General features: G+C 64.1%; 19 protein-coding genes. 10 read left to right on the top strand and 9 right to left on the bottom strand.

All coding sequences use genetic code 11. The features are described from left to right. Nucleotides 1-53: 53 nt before the first annotated feature. A complete protein-coding gene (gene gorA / locus ABWY06_RS10275) occupies nt 54-1,415 on the top strand; it encodes a glutathione-disulfide reductase (RefSeq protein ID WP_353925473.1) in 1,362 nt (453 codons plus the stop codon). A gap of 6 nt (nt 1,416-1,421) precedes the next feature. Continuing rightward, nucleotides 1,422-2,045 carry a trimeric intracellular cation channel family protein gene (locus tag ABWY06_RS10270; protein WP_353925472.1) on the top strand — a complete coding sequence of 208 codons (624 nt, stop codon included), beginning with the start codon at nt 1,422-1,424 and terminating at the stop codon, nt 2,043-2,045. 227 nt (nt 2,046-2,272) lie between these two features. Here ABWY06_RS10270 and ABWY06_RS10265 read toward each other — a convergent pair whose 3' ends face one another. Next, on the bottom strand, nt 2,273-3,289 hold the full coding sequence (locus ABWY06_RS10265; protein WP_353925471.1) for a DNA-binding protein: 1,017 nt from the start codon (nt 3,287-3,289) through the stop codon (nt 2,273-2,275). A 122-nt stretch (nt 3,290-3,411) separates the two neighbouring features. On the opposite strand from ABWY06_RS10265, the gene ABWY06_RS10260 reads away from it, so the two are divergent. After that, the gene (locus ABWY06_RS10260; protein WP_353925470.1) at nt 3,412-4,398 is read left to right on the top strand and encodes a site-specific integrase; all 987 of its coding nucleotides are present in this window, start codon (nt 3,412-3,414) and stop codon (nt 4,396-4,398) included. Nucleotides 4,399-4,405: 7 nt separating this feature from the next. On the opposite strand, the gene ABWY06_RS10255 is transcribed toward ABWY06_RS10260, so the two are convergent. Continuing rightward, nucleotides 4,406-5,761 (bottom strand): choice-of-anchor Q domain-containing protein, encoded by a 1,356-nt coding sequence (locus tag ABWY06_RS10255; RefSeq protein ID WP_353925469.1) that lies wholly within the window; start codon nt 5,759-5,761, stop codon nt 4,406-4,408. 401 nt (nt 5,762-6,162) lie between these two features. Here ABWY06_RS10255 and cysS point away from each other — a divergent pair, with 401 nt between their 5' ends. Both cysS and ABWY06_RS10245 read left to right on the top strand, forming a co-directional pair. Continuing rightward, the gene (gene cysS / locus ABWY06_RS10250) at nt 6,163-7,521 is read left to right on the top strand and encodes a cysteine--tRNA ligase (protein WP_353925468.1); all 1,359 of its coding nucleotides are present in this window, start codon (nt 6,163-6,165) and stop codon (nt 7,519-7,521) included. A gap of 305 nt (nt 7,522-7,826) precedes the next feature. Continuing rightward, a complete protein-coding gene (locus ABWY06_RS10245; RefSeq protein WP_353925467.1) occupies nt 7,827-8,180 on the top strand; it encodes a hypothetical protein in 354 nt (117 codons plus the stop codon). Nucleotides 8,181-8,233: 53 nt separating this feature from the next. On the opposite strand, the gene ABWY06_RS10240 is transcribed toward ABWY06_RS10245, so the two are convergent. From ABWY06_RS10240 to ABWY06_RS10230, 3 genes are all read right to left on the bottom strand, one after another. Then, nucleotides 8,234-10,609 carry a TonB-dependent receptor gene (locus tag ABWY06_RS10240; protein WP_353925466.1) on the bottom strand — a complete coding sequence of 792 codons (2,376 nt, stop codon included), beginning with the start codon at nt 10,607-10,609 and terminating at the stop codon, nt 8,234-8,236. A gap of 102 nt (nt 10,610-10,711) precedes the next feature. Continuing rightward, nucleotides 10,712-11,656 carry a FecR family protein gene (locus ABWY06_RS10235; protein ID WP_353925465.1) on the bottom strand — a complete coding sequence of 315 codons (945 nt, stop codon included), beginning with the start codon at nt 11,654-11,656 and terminating at the stop codon, nt 10,712-10,714. Between the two features lie 58 nt (nt 11,657-11,714). Further along, nucleotides 11,715-12,239: an RNA polymerase sigma factor gene (locus ABWY06_RS10230; protein WP_353925464.1), complete on the bottom strand. Its 525-nt coding sequence runs from the start codon at nt 12,237-12,239 to the stop codon at nt 11,715-11,717. Nucleotides 12,240-12,451: 212 nt separating this feature from the next. On the opposite strand from ABWY06_RS10230, the gene ABWY06_RS10225 reads away from it, so the two are divergent. Then, nucleotides 12,452-12,844 (top strand): GFA family protein, encoded by a 393-nt coding sequence (locus tag ABWY06_RS10225; protein ID WP_353925463.1) that lies wholly within the window; start codon nt 12,452-12,454, stop codon nt 12,842-12,844. A gap of 65 nt (nt 12,845-12,909) precedes the next feature. Here ABWY06_RS10225 and ABWY06_RS10220 read toward each other — a convergent pair whose 3' ends face one another. Next, nucleotides 12,910-13,728: a helix-turn-helix transcriptional regulator gene (locus ABWY06_RS10220; RefSeq protein ID WP_353925462.1), complete on the bottom strand. Its 819-nt coding sequence runs from the start codon at nt 13,726-13,728 to the stop codon at nt 12,910-12,912. A gap of 5 nt (nt 13,729-13,733) precedes the next feature. Then, nucleotides 13,734-14,285: a kinase inhibitor gene (locus tag ABWY06_RS10215; RefSeq protein ID WP_353925461.1), complete on the bottom strand. Its 552-nt coding sequence runs from the start codon at nt 14,283-14,285 to the stop codon at nt 13,734-13,736. A 356-nt stretch (nt 14,286-14,641) separates the two neighbouring features. On the opposite strand from ABWY06_RS10215, the gene ppk2 reads away from it, so the two are divergent. The 3 genes from ppk2 to ABWY06_RS10200 are packed head-to-tail and all read left to right on the top strand — an operon-like array spanning nt 14,642 to nt 17,631. Then, nucleotides 14,642-15,463 carry a polyphosphate kinase 2 gene (gene ppk2, locus ABWY06_RS10210; protein ID WP_353925460.1) on the top strand — a complete coding sequence of 274 codons (822 nt, stop codon included), beginning with the start codon at nt 14,642-14,644 and terminating at the stop codon, nt 15,461-15,463. Between the two features lie 47 nt (nt 15,464-15,510). After that, a complete protein-coding gene (locus ABWY06_RS10205; RefSeq protein ID WP_353925459.1) occupies nt 15,511-17,220 on the top strand; it encodes a SulP family inorganic anion transporter in 1,710 nt (569 codons plus the stop codon). 42 nt (nt 17,221-17,262) lie between these two features. Further along, nucleotides 17,263-17,631 (top strand): DUF5064 family protein, encoded by a 369-nt coding sequence (locus ABWY06_RS10200; protein ID WP_353925458.1) that lies wholly within the window; start codon nt 17,263-17,265, stop codon nt 17,629-17,631. A 204-nt stretch (nt 17,632-17,835) separates the two neighbouring features. Here the strand turns inward: ABWY06_RS10200 and ABWY06_RS10195 are convergent, their stop codons facing one another. Next, nucleotides 17,836-18,189, bottom strand: coding sequence for a DUF7693 family protein (locus ABWY06_RS10195; protein WP_353925457.1), 354 nt, complete (start codon nt 18,187-18,189; stop codon nt 17,836-17,838). 275 nt (nt 18,190-18,464) lie between these two features. Here ABWY06_RS10195 and ABWY06_RS10190 point away from each other — a divergent pair, with 275 nt between their 5' ends. After that, nucleotides 18,465-20,246: a monovalent cation:proton antiporter-2 (CPA2) family protein gene (locus ABWY06_RS10190; protein ID WP_353925456.1), complete on the top strand. Its 1,782-nt coding sequence runs from the start codon at nt 18,465-18,467 to the stop codon at nt 20,244-20,246. Between the two features lie 20 nt (nt 20,247-20,266). Here the strand turns inward: ABWY06_RS10190 and ABWY06_RS10185 are convergent. Beyond that, nucleotides 20,267-21,152 (bottom strand): LysR family transcriptional regulator (locus ABWY06_RS10185; protein WP_353925455.1); only part of this gene is annotated, 886 nt, incomplete at its 5' end.

Genomic DNA, 21,152 nt, shown 5'->3' with positions numbered 1-21,152 from the left:
GCTTTTCGCCGCTGGGTTTGCGGTATGCTGGCCGCCTGCTGAGGAGAGTTGCAATGGCCTACGATTTCGACCTGTTTGTGATAGGTGCCGGTTCCGGCGGTGTGCGCGCGGCCCGTTTCGCCGCGGGCTTTGGTGCGCGGGTGGCGGTGGCGGAAAGCCGTTACCTGGGCGGGACCTGCGTCAATGTCGGCTGCGTGCCGAAGAAGCTGTTGGTCTACGGCGCGCATTTTGCCGATGACTTCGAACAGGCGCGCGGGTTTGGCTGGTCGGTTGGCGAGGCGCAGTTCGATTGGCCGACGCTGATCGACAATAAAAACCGCGAGATCCAGCGCCTCAACGGCATCTACCGCAACCTGCTGGTCAACAGCGGGGTGACCCTGCTGGAAAACCACGCGCGCCTGGTCGATGCCCACACCGTGGACGTCGATGGCCGGCGCTACAGTGCCGAGCATATCCTGATCGCCACCGGCGGCTGGCCGCAGGTGCCGGACGTGCCCGGGCGTGAACACGCGATCAGCTCCAACGAGGCGTTTTTCCTGAAAACCCTGCCCAAGCGCGTGCTGGTGGTGGGTGGCGGTTACATCGCCGTGGAGTTCGCCTCGATCTTTCACGGTCTGGGTGCCCAGGCGTCGCTGCTGTACCGCGGCGAGCTGTTCCTGCGTGGCTTCGACGAATCGGTGCGCCTGCACCTCAAGGAAGAGCTGGAAAAGGCGGGCCTGGACCTGCAGTTCAACACCGATATCCAGCGCATCGACAAGCAGGCGGACGGCAGCCTGAAAGCCACCCTGAAGGACGGTCGGGTGCTGGATACCGACTGCGTCTTTTATGCCACTGGCCGGCGGCCGATGCTGGATAACCTCGGCCTGGAAAACACTGGAGTCACGTTGGACGAGCGCGGCTTTATCCAGGTCGATGAGCGTTACCAGTCCAGCGAGCCCTCGATCCTGGCGATCGGCGACGTGATCGGGCGGGTGCAATTGACCCCGGTGGCCCTGGCTGAAGGCATGGCTGTGGCCCGGCGCCTGTTCAAGCCCGAGCAGTACCAGGGGCCGGTGAACTACCAGCTGATCCCCACCGCGGTGTTCAGCCTGCCCAATATCGGCACCGTGGGCCTTAGCGAGGCCCAGGCGATCGAGGCAGGGCATCGGGTGACCCTGTATGAAAGCCGCTTTCGGCCGATGAAATTGACCCTGACCGACTGCCAGGAGCGGACCTTGATGAAGTTGGTGGTCGATGCCGACACCGATAAGGTGCTGGGCTGCCATATGGTCGGGCCGGAGGCGGGCGAGATCATCCAGGGCCTGGCCATCGCGCTCAAGGCCGGGGCCACCAAGCGCATGTTCGACGAGACCCTGGGGGTGCACCCGACCTCCGCCGAGGAGTTCGTCACCCTGCGCACGCCCGTGGCGAAGTAGTGACCCATGACGCCGCTCTTTTACCTGGCTGACCTGTTTGGGGTGATGGTCTTTGCCATCACCGGCGCGCTGATGGCCGGGCGCAAGTCCATGGACCTGTTCGGCGTGCTGGTGATTGCCCTGGTCACCGCCCTGGGCGGCGGCACCTTGCGCGACCTGATCCTGGACAACCACCCGGTCAGCTGGATTCGCGACGACACCTATATCCTGGTGGCCAGCCTGGCAGCCGTCGGTACCGTGCTCTGGGTGCGTCTGACCCGGCCAATCAACGAGCGCGGGCTGTTGGTCGCCGATGCCTTTGGCTTGGCGTTGTTTACCGTGTACGGCACCGAAGTGGCCTTGCAGCACCAGGTGCCGATCAGCACGGCGGTGATCATGGGGGTGATGACCGGGGTGGCCGGCGGGGTGATCCGCGACGTGATCTGCAACGAAATCCCGCTGATCTTCCAGAAGGAAATCTACGCCACGGCCTGTATCGCCGGCTCCCTGGTGTTTATCGGCCTGCGTCACCTGGACCTGGCCCATGAATTGGCCACCGGGATCGCCATGCTGGTGGTGTTACTGACTCGCCTGGCGGCGATTCACTGGCACCTGTCGCTGCCGCAGTTTCATCTGCTGGATCGCGATTAGGGGCTTTTGCATAAGGGCTGTGGCGCGCCTATGTGCCGCTGACCGTGCCTTTCCCGCCACGGCGCTGAACTGTCGGTCTGGCCAGCCTTGAACAGCTGGCTGGGCTGAGTATCCCACGCCGCGTCATACCCGCGCAGGCGGGTATCCAGCCCTGGCGACTCAGCTGCACCGGCGTATTCCACGCGAGCGGTATTGGCCGATTCGCGCTTTCTCAGCTGTGGATACGGCTACAAGCTCCCAGGCTCCGTGTCGCCCGCCGACAGCTGGGCGGGCGGGGTGGATCGCGCGCTGCGCAGCAGTTTCAGCGCCGTGCGCGCCTCGGCGAGCTGGCGTTCCAATTGCTGTTCGCGGCGCTGTTGCGCCAAGTGCCGTTGTTCCAGGGTCGTGCGATCGCGCTGGGTCTGTTCCAGACGTTCCTGCAGCGTGGCCTGCAGCGCCTGCTCCTGCGACCGTTGTTCCTGGGTCAGGTGGTGCAGCGTCTGCTGCTGCTCCAGGCACTCCTGCAGGCGCAACTGCTCGACCTGCTGCAGCCGCGCTTCGGTAAGCAAACGTTCGTTGCCGCGGTTGAGCTGGGTGATCAGGTCCTGTTGCACGATGGTGTTCTGTTGCAGTTGGCGAACCTCCATCTGCAAATGCTGCACCTGGCTTTCGTGTTGGCGCTGCTCCTGTTCGCGCTGGGTCTGGCTGGCGCGGCGGTAGTGTTCCAGGGCCTCGCGGGCGTGCTGGTGCTTGTCCTCCAGGGACTGCACCTGGGCTTCCCGGTCGCCCAGGCGCGCCTGCAGCTCCAGCCGGGCCTGGCTCAGGCGCGCCATCTCCACCGCGTCGCGCTGCACTTGCTGCGCGGTTTGCTGCGCGTCGGAGCGCGCCTGATCCCGTTGTTCTTCCAGTGCGCTGGCCTGCTGCAACTGTGCGGCAAGCTGGCCTTCGAGCTGTTCGAGGCGCACCTGCAGGCTGGCGCGCTCGAGGATCCATTGCGCCCGGGCCTGTTCGACTGTGGCACGTGCCTCGGTCTGCAGTTGCTCGGCCAGTTGCGCCACCAGGGCGCCCAGGTGCTCGCCCAGCGCGGCGGGTGCGTCCTGGGCATCGCTCGCCTCCAGTTCCTTGAGGTAACGGTGAATGGTGGTTTTCGAGCCGGTGTTGCCCAGTGCGATCCGCAGCGCGTCGATGCTCGGGTGTTCGCCGCGCGCCAGCAGCGCCTGGCGCGCCTGATCGACCAGGGCCTTGTTGATGCCGCCACGTGCCATGGACCTGATCCTCGATTATGTACTGTGGTATGTATTATGTATTTACATTCTAAAATTGACAATTTATTTCCTGAACAAGCGCTGCATCTCAGATAGAATAATGCAGGATTATCCCATCAGAAGTGTTGCGTGAGGCCTTGCGCCGCGTGCCGCCGTACACCCCAGGAGGTCTGGCCATAAACGAGGTGGAGCGTTACCTGCAGGCCGGTACCCGCGCCAATACCCGGCGCAGCTATCAGTCGGCCGTCGAGCACTTCGAAGTGAGTTGGGGTGGGTTTCTGCCGGCCACCGCCGACAGCGTCGTGCGCTACCTGGTCGATCATGCCGCGACGCTGTCGATCAACACCCTTAAGCAGCGCCTGGCCGCCCTGGCCCAGTGGCACCTGAGCCAGGGCTTTCCCGACCCGACCAAGACCCCGACCGTCCGCCAGGTGCTCAAGGGCATCCGCAGCCTGCACCCGGTGCAGCAGAAGCAGGCGGCGCCGCTGCAGCTGCAGCACCTTGAGCAGGCGGTGGCCTGGCTGGCAGGGGAGGCCGCTCAGGCGCGTCAGGCCGGCGACCTGGGTCGCCTGCTGCGCAGCCAGCGTGATGCGGCACTGATCCAGATCGGCTTCTGGCGCGGCTTTCGCAGCGACGAGTTGTGCCGTCTGCAGGTCGAGCAGATCCAGGCGCAAGCGGGGCGGGGGATGAGCCTGTACCTGCCGCACGGCAAGGGCGACCGCCAGCACCTGGGCACCACCTACCAGGCCCCGGCGCTGAAGCGCCTGTGCCCGGTGCAGGCCTACCTGGACTGGATCCAGGTCGCCGGCCTGGCCCGCGGGCCGCTGTTTCGGCGGATCGACCGCTGGGGTCATCTGGGCGAAGAGGGCCTGCACCCCAACAGCATCATCGCCCTGTTGCGTCGGCTACTGCACCAGGCCGGGGTACCGGCCGAGCGCTACACCAGTCACTCATTGCGCCGCGGCTTCGCCACCTGGGCCACGGGCAACGGCTGGGACCTCAAGACCCTGATGACCTACGTCGGCTGGAAAGACGTCAAGTCGGCCATGCGCTATATCGACCCGACTCTCTCTTTTGGCGGCTTGGCGGCGCGGCCAGCGCTGGAGTAACGGGGCGCTACGGCCGGGCTCGTTCGAAGGCGCCGAGGTCGCAGCGCGCCTGACCATCGCCGTCGCCATCACGGGGCCGGTCCAGCTGACGCTGGTCGTGGGCAGGGCAGTTGCCCAAGGCGCTGTCCAGGGCGGCGCTGTGGCTGCGCAACGCATGCACTTGGCTGCCGTTGTTGTCCGCCAGCGGGAACAGGTGCTGGGTCAGGGTACTGGCATTGTCGATGCTGACACTGCCGACACAGTTACCGGCACCGGTGCCGAGCAGCAAGCCCTTGACCTGCATAAGCCCCTGGTTGACGCAGTTGCGGGCCTCGTCGTAGACCTGGTTGCCGGCCACGATACTGTTGCGGATCAGTAACTGGTCCCAGTTCGCCACGCCATGCCCCCAGTTGTCGGCGATCGTCACGTTATACAACTCGGCATAAGCGCGGGTGCCCTGGGCGCGGCGGTAGCCATTGGTCACGGCGCCATCGCTGTTTTCCCCGGAGGAGTTGGCGCTGAGGGTGGCGTTGACCAGCTTGAGCGTACCTTGCAAGTTGGCGATGGCACCGCCCTGGCCGTTGAACTCCACGGTATTGCCGATCAGGGCGACCCGCGCCAGGTCCGCCGTGCCGCGGTTGTACAGGCCGCCACCGTTGCCGGCGTCGCCCGTGTCGCTGCAATGGTTCTGGTTGATCTGGCTGTCGCGGACCCACAACGCCCCGAGGTTATAGATGCCACCGCCGTCGCCGGAGTAGCCGTAGGCGCCAATGGCGGTGTTGTTGAACAACAGGCTGCGCCGCAGCGACAGGCTGCCGAAATTGGCGATGCCGCCGCCGCGACCGACCGCACCCTCGGTCTCGGATTCGCTGATCGCGCGGGCGCTGCTGCCCTTGATGGCCACCTGTTCCAGGAGGGCGGTGCCATGGTTCTCCAGCCCTCCGCCGTAATAAGGCGTAAAGCCGTTGATCAGTGACAGCTGATTTAGGCTCAGGCTGGCCTGGGGGGCGACTTCGAACAGGCGGTCGATCCAGTCCCCGTCAATGATCGTTTGCTCGGTGCCGCCCCCCAGGATCGTCAAGCTACCACGCACATCGAAGTCGCCAAGGGCATTGGCGTCCTCATCGATCCGCCCGCCTTCGGGTGTCTCGAGATTACGCCGGCTTAGCCGGTAGGTGCCGGCCGCCAGGCGAATCACCGTCTGCGCCTGGCTGGCGCCGACGCTGATCGCATCGCGCAACGAACAGTGCGTATCGCACAGGCCGTCGTACTGGTCGTCGAAGGTGGTGACGTTCAGCTCACTGGCCGTGGCGGCCAGCGACAACGTGGCCAGGCCGAGGCCGATGGCCAGGCGGGAGAGTTGGCTAACAGGGGGGGTGAGCATGGTCGATCCTTTTACCCGGGTGAGGAGGGCGCCAAATGCGCTGCCCTACCAGCATAATCGTCGACGCCGATCCAGCCAGAACCCTGTCACATCTGTGAACACTCGCGGCTCCCAAGGTGCAACCCCGCCGAGCCTGGGTCGTGTTAAGCGAGCCCGTCGCCGGCGGACGATCAGGCGAACCGGATGGCAGAAATTTTCCGTAAGCCCCGATTGACGCCGCGCCCGTGCGCGGTTAGTTTCAGGGCCATGACCTATTCCGCACCCCTTACAGTGATGATCACCTGCTGTCGCATCCGGCCATGGAGGCCGTGCGACCGCTAGCGAGCACGCGCACCCCGATGGCCACCCGTTGAACGACCGGTGGCCATTTTTTTTGCCCGCGATTCAACAGGAGCGACCGAATGACCTTGGCCCTTTACGACACCTGGACCCGCAGCCTGCGGCCGTTCCATGCCCTGGTGCCCGGACAGGTCGGCCTGTATTGCTGCGGTCCTACCGTGTATGACCATGCGCACCTGGGCAACCTGCGCACCTTTATTTTCGAGGATCTGCTGCGGCGTGTGCTGCAGGCCAACGGTCATACCGTGCGACACGTGGTGAACATCACCGATGTCGGCCACCTGACTTCCGATGCCGATGAGGGTGAGGACAAGATGGAAAAGGGCAGCCGGCGCACGGGCGAGTCGGCCTGGGCGATCGCCGAGCGTTTCACCGCGGCCTTTCTGCAGGACTGGCGACGCCTCCACCTGCTCGAGCCGACCCTCTGGTGCCGTGCCACCGAGCATATCGGCGAACAGATCGATTTTATCCGCACGCTGGAAGCCAAGGGCTTTACCTACCGCACCGCTGATGGCCTGTATTTTGATACCGCGCGACAGGACCACTACGGTCACCTGGCGCGCCTGCAAGCAGAGGGGTTGCGTGCCGGAGCCCGGGTGGCGACCGGAGAGAAACGCCGGCCGACCGATTTCGCGCTGTGGAAATTCAGTCCCCCGGGCAGCACCCGGCAGATGGAATGGGACAGTCCCTGGGGCCTGGGATTTCCCGGTTGGCATATCGAATGCTCGGCCATGTCCGCCAAGTACCTGGGCCCCTGGTTCGATATCCACTGCGGGGGGGAGGACCATATCGGCGTGCACCACAGCAATGAAATCGCCCAGGGCGAGGCCTGCCACGGCACGCGTCCAGCCAACTTCTGGCTGCACGGCCATTTCCTGACCCTCGAACACGGCAAGATGTCCAAATCCGATGGCGATTTTCTGCGCCTGCAGTCCCTGATCGACCGCGGTGTCGACCCGCTGGTCTACCGCTACCTGTGCCTGACCACGCATTACCGCAGCAGCTTGCGGTTCAGCGACGCGGCCCTGTCGGCCGCCGGCATCGCGCTGGGGCGTCTGCGTAGCGCCTATGCCCGCTGGCCCCTGGGCGGGCGGGTGAACGTGCAGTACCTGGAGCGTTTTACCGCCGAGGTCAACCAGGACCTCAACCTGCCCAAGGCCTTGGCGGTGGTCTGGGAACTGGTGAAAAGCGAGCTGCCAACGGCCGAGCGGCGCGCCACCCTCGACCAGATGGACCTTGTGCTGGGGCTGGATCTCGCCCATTGGCAGGCGTCCGAACAGCCGCTGCCAACCGCGATCACGGCGCTGCTCGCCCAGCGCCAGCAGGCCCGCCGCGCGCGAAACTGGGCCCTGGCCGACCAGCTGCGCGAGCAGTTGAGCGACTTGGGCTGGACCGGCCAGGACGAGGGCGCGCCCCTGTAGACGGATCGCTGGCGCCTAGGTGGGAAACGCGAGCGTTTGTGCGGTTTCGGCGCTGTCTCAGGGGCATGTGCGCCGAGCCGCAAGGCACACAAGGCTAAGGTGGCAATGCTCTAGACCCACGCAGGAGTCTTGACGTAGCTTGGGTTGAGCGAAGCGATACCCAGGGAGCAGGGTATTCGTGGTGCGTGTGGCTCCAACGGCACCGCCCGCCATCCGCACCCTCCGCTGACCTAATGAATAAATGAATAAATGAGCAGCCATGCCCGTTAACGACCAACAGGCGCAACCTTCGCCCAAGGCCACCGATGTGCGACCGCCACGGCGTTCTGGGCATTGCTGTCATGGCCTATGACCTGGTGGTCGGCCCCGGCGCCCAGTTCGGCGACGCGCCCGATCAGCTGGCCAGCATCGACTTCGACCAGTTACCGGTGTTGTCGCGCCTGCGCCAACGTGGCGATTGCGCGTTCCTTGAGCGGATTTCCAACCCCTTCGAGGACCAGCGGTTCTCACGCACCGAGGTGGAACAGGCCCTGGAGCAGTTGCGGCCGCTGCGGCGCGCCAGCCTGACTGAAGAGGAGCGTTGCCTGCTGGACAGGCTGATCGCGGTGCTCTCCTTTGCCAGCCACACGCAACAGGAGCTGCATGGGCTGGCCGATTGAGAGCGAGCAGACGTGGCGCGGCAGCTGCTTTCCGCCCTGACCCGCCCGGCTGATTACAGGTCGTAGCGCAGCACCAGCATCAGGGTCCGTGGCGCGCCGACATCGAGAATGCCGTCGCTGCGGTTATTGGTCACGTACTGCGTGTCGAACAGGTTCTTTACATAGCCGGAGGCCGTCAGGTTTTCCAGCAGGCGATACTCCGCGTTCAGGTTGACCAGGGTGGTGTAATCGCTTTTGCGTACATGGGTGACCTGGCCCTGGGCGTCGAACTCGTGCTCGGACGGGGCCCCGTCCTGATAGACGATGTCGCTGCCGAGCGACAGGCCGTTGGCGAAGCGATACACGCCGCCGAGCGACGCCTTGTACTTCGGTGCGTACAGGAAGGATTCGCCGCTAAGGTCGGCCTCGGTGCCCAGGACAAAATCGTGGTAACGGCCATCGGTATAGGCCAGGCCGGCCGTCAGGCTGAGCTGGCTGCCGAGGTCTTTCTCGATAAAGGTCTCCAAGCCTCGGATAGTGCTCTTGCCGGCGTTGTAGACTTGAAAGAAGTCCCCCGCGTCGTCCAGCATGCTGACCTGCTGGTCTTTCCAGTCGGTGTAATAGAGGTTGGCGCGCACCCGCAGCGTCTCCTCGTACCAGGCACCGCGGTAGGACAGTTCGTAGTTGGTGGTGTACTCGGGATCGTAGGCGGCATGCCCGCCACCGGCGCGTACGTTGACCCCGCCGCCGCGATAACCTTTCTGAACCATCAGGCCCAGGTGCTGGTTGTCGGCCAGTTCATGGTCCAGGCCGATCTTGGGCAGGAAGGCATTGAAACGCTTGGAGACCTTGCCCGGACTGGAGAAGTCGTCCTGCTCGACATCGGTCTCGTTGTGCTCCCGGTCGAAGCGCATCCCTGTGATCAGCGACCAGCCGGGCTGGAAGCTCCAGTTCAGCTCGCCGAACAGCGCCTGGTTGTCGATCCGGGTATCGCCCATCACCGTACCGAAGGGGGTCCCGTCGACCAGCAGACGATCATGGTAGTCGTTGCGGGTCTGCCCGTAGTAGGCCCCGATAAAGCCTTGGAGCGTGCCGGACTGGTAGCCCAGGCGCAGCTCCTGGCTGAGCATCTCGGTGTCCTGGGTGCGCAGCACGACCTGGTTGTCGCTGGCGCTCTGGTCGAAGTCCAGGCGGGCGTTGTAGTCAGCGCGGGTGGCGGAGGACAGGCTGGTCAGGGTCCAGGCGTCGTCCAGGCGATAGTCCGCCTTCAGGGTGACGGTGTCCTGCATCAGCTTGTCGAAGGCATCGGTGTCCGCATCGATCTCATAGAAGCGCACGCGGCCGTTCTCTCGGGTCGAGGCATTGTCGCCCTGGCGGTTTTCGCTGTGGGCATAACTGAGCAGCAGGTCCAGCTCCTCGTTGGGCAAGACCAGCAATTTGCCCCGCACGTTGCTGTTGCGCCGCGGGTTGGCGTCACCGCCGGTGGCGCGGTTGTCGATATAACCGTCGCCTTCCTGGTAATCCACGGCCACCCGGCCGGCCACGACCTCGTCCAGCAGGCTGCCGCCGGCGGCCACGGCCGCCCCGTGTTCACCGTAGTTGCCCAGGTGAGTCTGGGCCGAGAGGGAGGGGTAGAACGTCGGATTCTTGGTCTGGATCACCACCGCCCCCGCCAGGGAGTTACGGCCCTGGGTGGTCGACTGCGGCCCCATCAGCACTTCCACCTGCTCCACATCCCAGAGCGGTAAAGGGCTCAGGGTCAAGGCACGGTTGGGTTGCTGGGCCCCGTCGACGAACACCGACACCGCGCCGTTCAGCGTGGCCGGCCCCTGGTCGTCGAAACCCGAAACGGGCACCCCGCGGATGCCCCAGTTCTGCCCGCCGGATTCGGTATAGACCCCCGGGGTACGGGCGAAAACGTCGTTGAGGGTGCGGTCGCCGTGTTCGCGGAAATCCGTCTCGGTGGCAACCACGACGCTGGTCTGGGTCTGCTCCAGGGTGCGGTTGATCTTCTCACCGGTGACCACCACGGGGGCCAGCTCGGTCGCCTGGGCGGATCTGGGGGCGGCGCGCAAGGTGACGCTGCGCTCGTCGGTGAAACCATGGCGAAGGCCGGTACCCGCCAACAGCTGGGCCAAGGCCTGGTCGCGGCTGAACTGGCCGTTGATCGCTGACGAGTGCAAGCCCTGGGTCAGGGTCGCGGGATACAGCACCTGCACCCCGCTGGCGATGCCGTAGGCGGCCAGGGCGTCATCCAGCGGCTGGGAGGCAATGGCGAAGACCAGGGATGGGGCCTGCGTCCCGGCCATCGCCGGCTCTTGCGCCGCCTGGGCGGGCGCCATCGGCAGCGCCGAACAACCGACCAGCAGCGCCCAGGCCAATGCGCTGAGTGCCAGGCCTGGTCTGCCTACGGAGCGCCTGACGCTGAACGGAGTGCGTGTATTGCCCATGTTGTTCCCCAAATGCTAACGATAGATAAGTGCGGCTAAAAGACGTTCTTATCTAATGACGCTGGCCGGGGGAACGACCCGCAATGAATCGAGAAAATAAATTCAGCGCAGCAGCGTCACGCCCGCCGGCCACTGCACGGCGGTGAGGTGCAGGCTCTGTTCGATGTGCTGCAGGGCTTCGTCGGGGCGCTGCAAATGAAATACGCCACTGACCGGCATCCGGGCCTTGCTGGCGTCGGCAATCAGGATACGGCCGGGGCGATAACGGTTGAGCTCCTCGACCAGCTCCTGCAGCGGGCGTCCCTTGAACACCAGCAAGCCCTGGCGCCACGCCAGCGCCTGGTCGCTGTCCACCGTTGCGACCGCGGTGGTGCTGTTGGCGCCATAGCGCAGCTGTTCGCCGGCCTGAAGCCGATGCTGGGCCGCCGCGCCCTGGCGAACTTCCACCACGCCTTCGCTGCAGGTCACCTGGATGGCGTCCTGCTGATGGCGTACCTCGAAGACCGTGCCGAGGGCCGTGACGGTGCCACCCCGAGCGCTGACCACAAAGGGCCGATCGGCATCCTTTTGCACATGAAAAACCGCGGCGCCCTCGCCGAGGCGGAGGTGGCGCTGGCCGGCGCTGAAGTCCACATCCAGGCGGGTGCGGGCATCGAGCTCCACCCGGCTGCCATCCGGCAACTCCACCTGCCTGCGCTCGCCCAGGCGGGTGTGGTGGTCGGCGAGCAGGGCGCGAGCGTCGGGCACCAGGCCTATCTGCATCGCGCCAAACACACCCAGCAGCAGGCACGCCGCCACGGCGCCGACAGCGGACCGCAGCAGCCACGGACGCTGGCGCCGACGGGGGCGCGGCAATTGCCCCGCCAGTCGCCACAATCGGGTCGCTTCTCGATAGGCCTGGGCATGTTGCGGGCTGCGTGCGCACCACTCGCGCAAGGCGCTGGCATCCGCGACCGTGGCCGTGCCCGAAGAAAGGCGCAGCACCCAGGCATTGGCCTGGCTTGCCAAGTGTTGCGCAGGGGTGGGATGAGGGGGGGGCTGGCTCATGGGCGTCCAGGTTTCCAAGGGAAAAGGGAGTGACTGTACAGAAGCACCATAAGCCGGCTCATGGCGCCGATTCGCCGGTGATCTGCCCCATGCGCAGGGTGCAGTAATCCAGCGCCCGGTGCACCTCCAACTGCACCGTGCGCAGGCTGATGCCGAAACGTTGAGCCAGTTGCTTGTGCGCGTGCCCTTCGACGCGGGCGGCCAGGAACAGCTCGCGGCGCCGGGTTGGCATTTCGTCGAGGATCGCCGAGAGTCGTTCCAGCGCTTGCCGGTCGGCCATCTGCTGCTCCACCCCCGGAGCTTCATCGGCGATCGCCAGCAGCAGCTCGATTTCCACCGGGTCGAGCAAGCGACGGGCGTCGGCACGCGCCTGATCGACCGCCAGGTTGGCCGCCATCCGGTGCAGGTAAGCCAGCGGGTTGTTGATCGGTCCGCCGGCTTCGGAGCGGTTCAGCTTGAGCCAGGCCTCCTGCAGCAGATCGTCCGCCGTGGCCGCGCAGCCGGTGCGCCCGGTGAGGAAAAGCGCCAGGCTCCTGCGTTCGGCAATAAAACAGGCCAGTAGCGACGAATACTTCTGTGGCATTTCTGAGACGGACCAGGAGTAGGAAAGGGGGCGTAATTGAAATTAAATCGCAGGCGCGAAGTTTTCTCAATTTAACGGAGCTGTCCGGGCTTGCACAAGGACTTCCTGTGCGGCGCCGAGCCGCTGATCAGGACGCCGTGGTGGTCACTCACAGGGACAGTCGATAGGATTCGTCGTACAGATCCGAGTGCTTGGGTTGAAGGAGCCTTAACATGCAGCGATTCACCGGCGGTTGCCTGTGTGGCGATATCCGGATTGTGGCGGTTGGGCGGCCTTACCGGGTCGGCCTGTGCCATTGCCTCGATTGCCGCAAACACCACGGGGCGCTCTTTCAGGCCTCGGCGATCTTCCCGCAAAACGCGGTGACGATCGAGGGCGAGCCGCATGCGTACGCTGGGCGGCATTTCTGCCCCCGTTGCGGCTCATCCGTGTTCGCCCGCAGCGGCGACGAAGTCGAGGTGAACCTGGGGTCCCTGGATGCCCCTGACCAGCTGACACCCAGCTACGAAAGCTGGACGGTCCGGCGCGAGTCCTGGTTGCCGGCGTTTCCGCTCGTTCGGGCCTATGCGCACGATCGCGACCCTTCGAGCCGTGCCGAGGACTAGGGGAGCAGGCTGACGGGTAGGAGAGGGTAAGGCGATCGCGTGGCCGCCGTGGCCGCCGTGGCCGCTTACAGGGTGGCGCGTAACTCCCGGGGCGACAATCCGTAATGTTTACGGAAACGCACCGCAAAGCGCGACGCGCACGCATAGCCGCTGGCCGCGGCGATCTCACCGATGGGCCAGGGCGTCGTCTGCAACCGGTGCAAGGCCATTCCCAGGCGCACCCTGTCGACGATCTGGCTGAAACTGCTGTTTTCGTTCGCCAATTGCCGGCGCAGGGTCGAGGCGCCCAGGTTCAGACGCTCGGCGATACTGGCGGCGGTCCAGTCGTGCGCCGGGTTTCGCAACACGATTTCCTGCACCCGCTCGCACAGCGGATCGTTTCTGCCCTGCAGCAGGGGGGCGATGCGTCCGGCCAGGCCCAGGGCGAGCAGGACCGCCTCGGCATGGTGGGTGCGCAGGGCATCTGGCGCGCCGTCCTCGATGCAGGCCAAAAGCGTTTCCCAGGCCCGGGTGGTATGCGGGTCCAGCGGTACGCCCAGGTCCACCGTCGGGTGCCGCGGGCGCGCCGCGAACTGCTCGGCGTAGCGAACGCTGAACGCGCGCAGCATGTCCTTGGGAAAGGTCACCAGGTCGGCGACGTAATCACCTTGAGCATTGGGAATATTGCTGATGTGCAGCTCATGGCCGGCCGGCATCAGCAACAGATGCCGGGCATCGGCACGCATCTGCCGCTCTTCCCAGCACAGCAACTTTTCTCCCCGGCGCACGTGACAGAGGGCGGTGACGAAAACCGGCACCCGCCGCAAGGCCTGGGGCTGTCGAGACTGAATGACGCTGGCACCGATGCGGTATTCCGGAGGGGGGCTGGCAACAGGTGCGTTCACGTCATTTAACGTCCGTAGGTAGCGGTCAGGCTGGCCTTGGCCAGGGCATTGGCGTTAAGCATATACCCCACCATCGCCCCGCTGTCCTGTTCGCCGAGGGGCAAATGCTCGACTTTAAGCGCCCAGACGGTGAACTGGTAACGATGCGGTTGATCGCCCTGCGGCGGGCAGGCACCGCCATAACCCGACGGGCCGAAATCGGTGCGCCCTTGAACGCTGCCGGCCGGCAACGCGCTGCTGGGGTTGCTGCCAGCCCCCCGAGGCAAGGCCTGCGTCGACGCCGGCAGGTTGACCACCGTCCAGTGCCACCAGCCACTGCCGGTCGGCGCGTCCGGATCATAAACGGTGATCGCATAACTTTGGGTCCCCGCAGGGGCGTTTTTCCAGGACAGTTGCGGCGAGGTATTCCCCCCTGTGCAGCCGAACCCCTGAAAGACCTCGCGACTGCTCAGGGCTTGACCATCGCGGATGTCCTGACTGGACAGGCTGAACTCGGCCGCGTTGGCGTTGAGGGCAACGCCCAGAAAAAGGGTTGAAATAATGGTTCTGCTGCGCATGGGGTGGCTCGTTTCAGGCAAGGGTGAGCGCACAGTCTAGAGACCCGTGGCCAGGCATTTGGTGCCGAGACGCTCGGCTATTGTGCCAAGGCGCTCGATTCATCGCGGGGCCGAGACTAGAGCGCCGCAGAACGCTAGCCAGCGGCTTGGCCGAACCTCGCCGCGAACAATCCCAAGTGCTGGGCCGGCGTCTTGTCCGTTCCGGCAGGAGGAGGGCGGGCACTCTTTGCACGGGCGGGGGTCACCCGTTGGCGGGGCCGGGCCGTGCTCCCGGCACAGGACCAGCCCCAGCACGGAACCTAAGGCCCATCGGCGGGCTTTTCGACAACCAGCGAGGCCCATGTGAGGCCAGGACCATGGCGAAGGATAAGCAGAAATCGAATCACGGCGGCAAGACTGAACAGGCCAAGCTGACGAACAAGGACTACCTCAAGCAACTGCGCCCACTGCATGTCGAACTGGTCAGACTCCAGGAGTGGGTGAAGCTCAAGGGCCTGAAGGTTTGCATCCTGTTCGAGGGCCGCGACGGCGCTGGCAAGGGCGGGACCATCAAGGCCATCACCGAGCGGGTGAGTCCGCGCATTTTTCGCGTGGTGGCGCTGCCCGCGCCAACCGAGCGGGAGCAGAGCCAGATGTATCTGCAGCGCTACTTGCCGTACCTGCCGGCGGCCGGCGAAGTGGTGATCTTCGATCGCAGTTGGTACAACCGCGCAGGCGTGGAGCGCGTGATGGGCTTCTGCACCGAAGAGCAGGCGGTCAGCTTTCTGAAAATAGTACCGCTGGTGGAACGCGCGATCGTCGCCTCGGGGGTGATCCTGCTCAAGTACTGGCTGGAGGTCAGCCAGGAGGAACAGACCCGGCGACTCGAGGCCCGGATCAACGATGCGCGCAAGATCTGGAAGCTGTCGCCGATGGATCTCGAATCCTATGGCCGCTGGTATGACTATTCCCGCGCGCGGGACGCGATGTTCGAGGCGACCGACAGCACGCCAGCTCCCTGGCGGGTGGCCAACTCGAACGACAAGCGGCGGGCCCGGCTCAATATTATTACCGACCTGCTCAGCCGCATCCCTTATGAACAAACGCCGCGCGACAAGGTGAAATTACCCAAACGGCAGAAGCCCAACGGCTACCGCGAGCCGGAGTCTCGGTTCCAGCGCATCCCCGAACCGTTCTGACGGGCCCGACAGGCCCTGCAGACACTGGCCGCGACCTGGAGAGCGCCATGAAACAGCCCCTCGTCAACCGACCCGATGGCCGCGATGCGCGGGCGCCCAGCCGCCCGCGGCGCTTCGTGCCCGACTGGATGCGCGGTTATCGCCGAGCCTGGCTCCAACGCGATGGGCTTGCCGGCGTGGTGGCGGCGGCGGTGGTCATTCCCAAGGCCCTGGCCTATGCGACCATCGCCGGCCTGCCGGTGCAGGTCGGGCTCTACACGGTGTGCGTGCCCATGCTGATCTACGCCCTGTGCGGAAGCTCGCGGCCCCTTAGCGTCAGTACGACCACCACTATCGCCATCCTGACTGGCGCGGCGCTCGCTGGGCAGGCGCCGGCGACCCTCGGGGTGGCGACCGCGACGCTGGCGGTGCTGGTGGGGGCAATCCTGGTCCTGGCCGGGCTGCTGCGACTGGGGTTCGTCGCCAACTTCATCTCCGAGCCGGTGTTGGTTGGGTTCAAGGCCGGCATCGGCATCGTTATCCTGATGGACCAGCTTCCCACGTTGCTGGGCATCCACATCGACAGAGGCTCGTTTATCGACAACCTGCTGGCGACGCTCGACGAGAGCACGCGGCTGTCGGGGCCGACGGTTGCCATGGCGCTTATCGTGCTGGCAGTGCTGTGGATCAGCGCCCGTTTTGTGCCGCGTGCACCGGCGCCGCTGGTGGCAGTGGCGCTCGGGATTGGCGCCATGGCCTTGTTCGGTCTGGAGCGTTTCGGGGTGGAGACCGTCGGTGCCGTCCCCAGGGGACTGCCGGACGTGACGCTGCCGCAGGGGCCGTTACTGGTGCAACTCTGGCCCGCGGCCCTGGGCATCGCCCTGATGAGTTTCACCGAAACCATCGCGGCGGGGCGGGCCTTCGCCCTGAATGACGAGCCCCTGCCACGACCGAACCGTGAATTGGTCGCCACCGGACTCGCCACGGTGGGCGGTGCCTTGCTGGGGGCCATGCCGGCGGGTGGCGGAACCACCCAGACGGCGGTCAACCGACTCGCGGGGGCGCGCTCGCAATTGGCCGGGCTGGTCACGGCCCTGCTGGCCCTTGCAACGCTGCTGTTCCTGGCCCCGGTGATCAGCCTGATGCCGAAGGTCACCCTGGCCGTGGTGGTGATCGTCTACTCGGTGGGGCTGATCAGCCCGCGGGAGTTCCGCGAGATCCGCAAGGTCCGCCACACCGAGTTTATCTGGGCCCTGGCCGCGCTGGCCGGGGTGGTGCTGCTCGGCACCCTGCAGGGCATTCTCGTGGCCATCGTCATATCGCTCGCGGCCCTGGCCTATCAGGTGTCCGATCCGCCGGTTTATATCCTGGGACGCCGGCCGGGCTCCAACGTGTTTCGCCCCCGCAGTGTCGAACACCCCGAGGATGAGTCCTTTCCCGGCTTGCTCTTGCTGCGACCGGAGGGGCGGATCTTCTTCGCCAATGCCGAGCGCATCGGCCAGAAGATACTGGCCCTGATCGCCGCAGCCCGACCAAAAGTGGTGGTCATCGACCTGAGCAGGGTCTTCGACCTGGAATACACCGCGCTCAGGATGCTGACCGGGTTCGAGCAGAAACAGCGCGAGAAGGGCGTCACCCTCTGGCTCGCCGGGCTCAACCCGAGCGTACGGGCGATGATCAAGCCGTCATCCCTGGGCCGGACGCTGGGCCGCGAGCGCATCGTTTACAACCTCGAGGAGGCCGTTGCGCGTTATCAGGCCGCGACAGCGGCCCCGTAGCGAGCTCGGCTTGTGCCAAACACAGACTGAACAGGAGCAGCCATGTTTACACCCGGCCATCTCAACCGTAGCAACAGCCCGGCAGGCCCAGGCATGCCGGAATTCACCCTCGACGTTTTCTACGAGGCACGGCTTGACCCCGGGCACGGCTTGCTGCTGCATTTCAAGATAAGCGGGCACGTGGCGGGCCGAGCCTTTGTCGAGGAATTCGACATGCCGCGCGATAGCGCCTTTAACTTCGCCAGTCGAGTGGCGAAGGCGGCGGCCAAGCACGGCTTGCCGGTCAACGCAGGGCTGATCATGCGCGGCCACGCCGAATACGATGATATGTTCGCGGACATCCGTGCCAAGCTCGGTCTCAAACCGGGCGATCCGGTGGACCTGGAGAACCTCGAGAAAGACCGGTTTTGAATGTTGCAGGAGCGGGCGCAGAGTCTTCGACAGCCGCGCTGTCGCGCAGCAAACCGGGATCGCAGTGGGCATGAGAAGAGCTTGCTGGCGGTTCGCTTTTTGTAGGGTGCGCCGTGCGCACCGGGAGGTCAGTGTGGCGACGATGCTGCTAGATGCTAGGGCGTGATCACTCCCTGCTGCTACCTGATGTTGCTGCGTGAACGATCACTCCGCGGCGATAGAAACAGCAAGAGGAGGGTGCGCAGCCCGCAGCAAGCGCTCGAGCTGCTGGTGTTCCCAGGTGCTGAGTAAGCTGATCGGGTCGGTGCCATAGCGCGGCCAGGATGCGAAGTTGCCAACCCTGCCGTCTGGCGACGTGCAGGCTTCACAGCCGTCATGGCTGTCACCGTCATGGCATAGGGTGATAAGCCAGCCTTCGACTTCGATCAGGGTGAAGCTGTTCTGCGTCGGGCGGCGGAGCATGCGTAAAGGTCGAACCTCGAGCGCCGCCTCACGCAGCACCTGGGCAACCTCACGAGCACTGAGGGCGATCGATTGCGCCTGGGCTTGCTGCTGCATCGTCTGTTAGTCCAAATGAAAGGATTGTTAGCCGGCCCTTTACGGTACGGACAGGGAGAAGTTACTAAATCTTTTGTCACCCTTTCAAACGACGCCTGTGTCCTGCACTAGACTTCAGGTGCCATTCCTACCCCGGAGAGTTCTTGCTGAACGCTCCAGATATTGTGCTTAGTTCTGAAGAATTTGCGGAACTGAGCGCTCAGCTTGAAAGCTCTGCTCAACACGCCTGGCCGTGGACGCATTACCGGTCCTGATGTGGGATGAGGGTCAATGCTATGGTCGCCGAAGGCAATGCAGAACAATTATTTGCTGTCGTCACTTTGCTTGCCGCTGCCGTGGTGGCAGTCCCGCTGCTCAAACGCATCGGGCTCGGCTCAGTGGTCGGTTACCTGGCGGCGGGGCTGATCATTGGCCCCTTCGGATTGCAACTGATCAATGACCCCCACACCATCCTTGATGTGGCCGAGTTGGGTGTGGTGATGTTTCTTTTTGTGATTGGACTGGAGATGAAACCCTCGCACCTATGGGATCTGCGTCGGCAGATCTTTGGGCTGGGCAGCCTGCAGGTGGTGGTCTGTGCTTTTCTGCTCACTTTTGTCGGCATGGCCTTTGGTTTCTCTTGGCAGGTGTCATTTCTGAGCGCGGCGGGTTTTGTACTCACATCCACGGCCATAGTTATGCAAGTCCTCTCGGAGCGCGGTGACATAACCGAGCCGAGGGGGCAGCACATAGTGTCCATTTTGCTGTTTGAAGACCTGTTGATAGTGCCTTTGCTGGCGGTTGTGGCATTTCTGGCGCCCACTGAATTGGTGCATGAACCCACGTCACCCCTTTGGCAACGCATAGGTACCGCAGCCCTGTCCTTGGGCGCATTGGTGGTCATAGGATTGTGGCTGCTCAATCCCCTGTTCCGTTTATTGGCCCAAGCCAAAGCGCGCGAGGTAATGACTGCCGCTGCGCTGCTGGTTGTGTTGGGAGCAGCGCTGCTGATGGAAATCGGCGGCCTTTCAATGGCGATGGGTGCTTTCGTTGCCGGTGTGCTGCTGTCGGAATCCACATTCCGCCACCAGTTGGAGGCCGATATAGAGCCGTTTCGTGGCCTGCTGCTGGGGCTGTTTTTCCTCGGCGTGGGCATGTCGTTGGATCTGCAAGTGATGGCCAAGGCCTGGGTGCTCATCACCTCGGGTGTGCTGGCCCTGATGGTGGTCAAGGCACTGTGTATTTATGGGGTCGCGCGCCTCGCGAAAAGCAGCCATAGCGACGCGCTGGATCGCGCCGTGCTTATGGCGCAGGGGGGCGAATTTGCTTTTGTGCTGTTTGCCGAAGCGCTCAAACTCAGGGTCATCAGTCCTGAAGTCAACGCCAATATGACGGCTATTGTGGTGCTCTCCATGGCCATTACGCCGGTGACTGTATTGCTGTTCAAGCGCTTTGCTCGCGCGCAGACCGTTTCCATGGACGGTGTGGAAGCCGCACACAATCTTCAAGGCAATGTACTCATCATCGGTTTTGGCCGAGTGGGGCAGATTGCCTGCCAGGCGCCGCTCGCTCAGGGAGCGAAAATTTCTATCATTGATATAAATCCGGAGGTCATCCGCGCCGTGACACCCTATGGATTCAAAGTCTATTACGGCGATGGCGCCCGCCATGAAATATTGCATGCTGCCGGTGCTCATCACGCCCGCGCCATCATTATTTGTGTGGATGATAAAAAAGCCGCGACACGCATTGTCGAAAGTACTCGGCACTACTGCCCGCAGGTGAAATTGCTGGTGCGCGCTTTTGACCGCGAACATGCGCTGGAATTGGTCAAACACGACGCCGACTACATAGTGCGGGAAACCTTTGAGGCCGCCCTGCTGCTTGGTCGTCAGGCCGTGCTGACTCTGGGTGCGTCTGAGCACGAAGCCGACGCAGTGATCGAGGAAGTACGCAAACGCGATGCCGAACGTTTTGCCTTGGAAACAGCGGGCGGCCTGTTTGCCGGACGAGCGCTGGTACTGGGAAATATTGAACGCATTGATCCGCCGAACCATGAAGCGCGGGATGCTCAGTGAGCATCAATCACAGTATCGGTTCAACTGCGCTCCAGAGCAGAAAACTGGCTCCTCAACCACGTATAAAGCTGAGAAACCGCAGGGCTGATCTGCTTGCGATGCGGGCACACCAGACTCAAGGGTGACGCTTCGCCAGGATAATCCGGCAGCAGCACAAGCAGACGTTCTGCGGCGATATCTGCACTGACATCCAGCCAGGATTTGTAGGCGATACCTTCACCCTCCAATGACCAGCGCCGCACGACATCGGCGTCATTGCTGAACAACGGCCCCGAAACCTGCACGGTTTGCCCGCCCAGGTTCCACTTGTCGTAGACCCGGCCATTTTGCAGATAGAGCAGGCAGGGATGCTTGCTCAAGTCATCCGGCGTTTGAGGAGAACCGCAGCGCTGCACATACGCCGGCGAGGCAACCAGCACCCGCTGGTTCCACGGCGCAAGCGGCAGTGCCACGTAGTTGGCGTCTTCATTCGGGCCGTATCGAATCGCCACGTCCACCGGGTCGCGAAACAGATTGGCCATCTGGTCAGACAGGAAAAAACGCAACGTCAATTGCGGATGCTGACGGCGGAACAGCGTCAGCCACGGCAGCAGTATGTTGCGCCCCAGATCGGACGGCGCTGTAACTTGCAGTACGCCCCGCAGCGTGGCGTTCTCACCCCGCAGGTTTTCCTTTCCTTGCTTCAGGGTCTCAAGCACTGAGTGGGCGGTGGGCAGATATTGCTCGCCCTCGGCAGTCAATCGCAGGCTGCGAGTGGTACGGGCGAACAGGCGCACGTCCAGCTCGCGCTCCAGACGTTTGATGGCGGCGGCGACCTGACCCGGCAGTAGCTCAGCCTCCAGCGCCGCGGCGGTGAAACTGCCCAGCGCAGCGCTGCGGAGGAATAAAGCAAGATCATCGATGCGG

Source organism: Pseudomonas sp., from assembly GCF_040514055.1.
In the GTDB taxonomy this organism is placed as follows: Bacteria; Pseudomonadota; Gammaproteobacteria; order Pseudomonadales; family Pseudomonadaceae; genus Aquipseudomonas.
The sequence above is the reverse complement of the archived record's forward strand: the minus strand, read 5'-3'. Positions and strand labels throughout refer to the sequence as shown.

Excerpts from the sequence above, each read along its gene's own strand:
- gorA (WP_353925473.1), top strand. The coding sequence starts at position 54 with ATGGCCTACGATTTCGACCTGTTTGTGATAGGTGCCGGTTCCGGCGGT.
- ABWY06_RS10270 (WP_353925472.1), top strand. The coding sequence starts at position 1,422 with ATGACGCCGCTCTTTTACCTGGCTGACCTGTTTGGGGTGATGGTCTTT.
- ABWY06_RS10265 (WP_353925471.1), bottom strand. The coding sequence starts at position 3,289 with ATGGCACGTGGCGGCATCAACAAGGCCCTGGTCGATCAGGCGCGCCAG.
- ABWY06_RS10255 (WP_353925469.1), bottom strand. The coding sequence starts at position 5,761 with ATGCTCACCCCCCCTGTTAGCCAACTCTCCCGCCTGGCCATCGGCCTC.
- cysS (WP_353925468.1), top strand. The coding sequence starts at position 6,163 with ATGACCTTGGCCCTTTACGACACCTGGACCCGCAGCCTGCGGCCGTTC.
- ABWY06_RS10245 (WP_353925467.1), top strand. The coding sequence starts at position 7,827 with ATGTGCGACCGCCACGGCGTTCTGGGCATTGCTGTCATGGCCTATGAC.
- ABWY06_RS10240 (WP_353925466.1), bottom strand. The coding sequence starts at position 10,609 with ATGGGCAATACACGCACTCCGTTCAGCGTCAGGCGCTCCGTAGGCAGA.
- ABWY06_RS10235 (WP_353925465.1), bottom strand. The coding sequence starts at position 11,656 with ATGAGCCAGCCCCCCCCTCATCCCACCCCTGCGCAACACTTGGCAAGC.
- ABWY06_RS10230 (WP_353925464.1), bottom strand. The coding sequence starts at position 12,239 with ATGCCACAGAAGTATTCGTCGCTACTGGCCTGTTTTATTGCCGAACGC.
- ABWY06_RS10225 (WP_353925463.1), top strand. The coding sequence starts at position 12,452 with ATGCAGCGATTCACCGGCGGTTGCCTGTGTGGCGATATCCGGATTGTG.
- ABWY06_RS10215 (WP_353925461.1), bottom strand. The coding sequence starts at position 14,285 with ATGCGCAGCAGAACCATTATTTCAACCCTTTTTCTGGGCGTTGCCCTC.
- ppk2 (WP_353925460.1), top strand. The coding sequence starts at position 14,642 with ATGGCGAAGGATAAGCAGAAATCGAATCACGGCGGCAAGACTGAACAG.
- ABWY06_RS10205 (WP_353925459.1), top strand. The coding sequence starts at position 15,511 with ATGAAACAGCCCCTCGTCAACCGACCCGATGGCCGCGATGCGCGGGCG.
- ABWY06_RS10200 (WP_353925458.1), top strand. The coding sequence starts at position 17,263 with ATGTTTACACCCGGCCATCTCAACCGTAGCAACAGCCCGGCAGGCCCA.
- ABWY06_RS10195 (WP_353925457.1), bottom strand. The coding sequence starts at position 18,189 with ATGCAGCAGCAAGCCCAGGCGCAATCGATCGCCCTCAGTGCTCGTGAG.
- ABWY06_RS10190 (WP_353925456.1), top strand. The coding sequence starts at position 18,465 with ATGGTCGCCGAAGGCAATGCAGAACAATTATTTGCTGTCGTCACTTTG.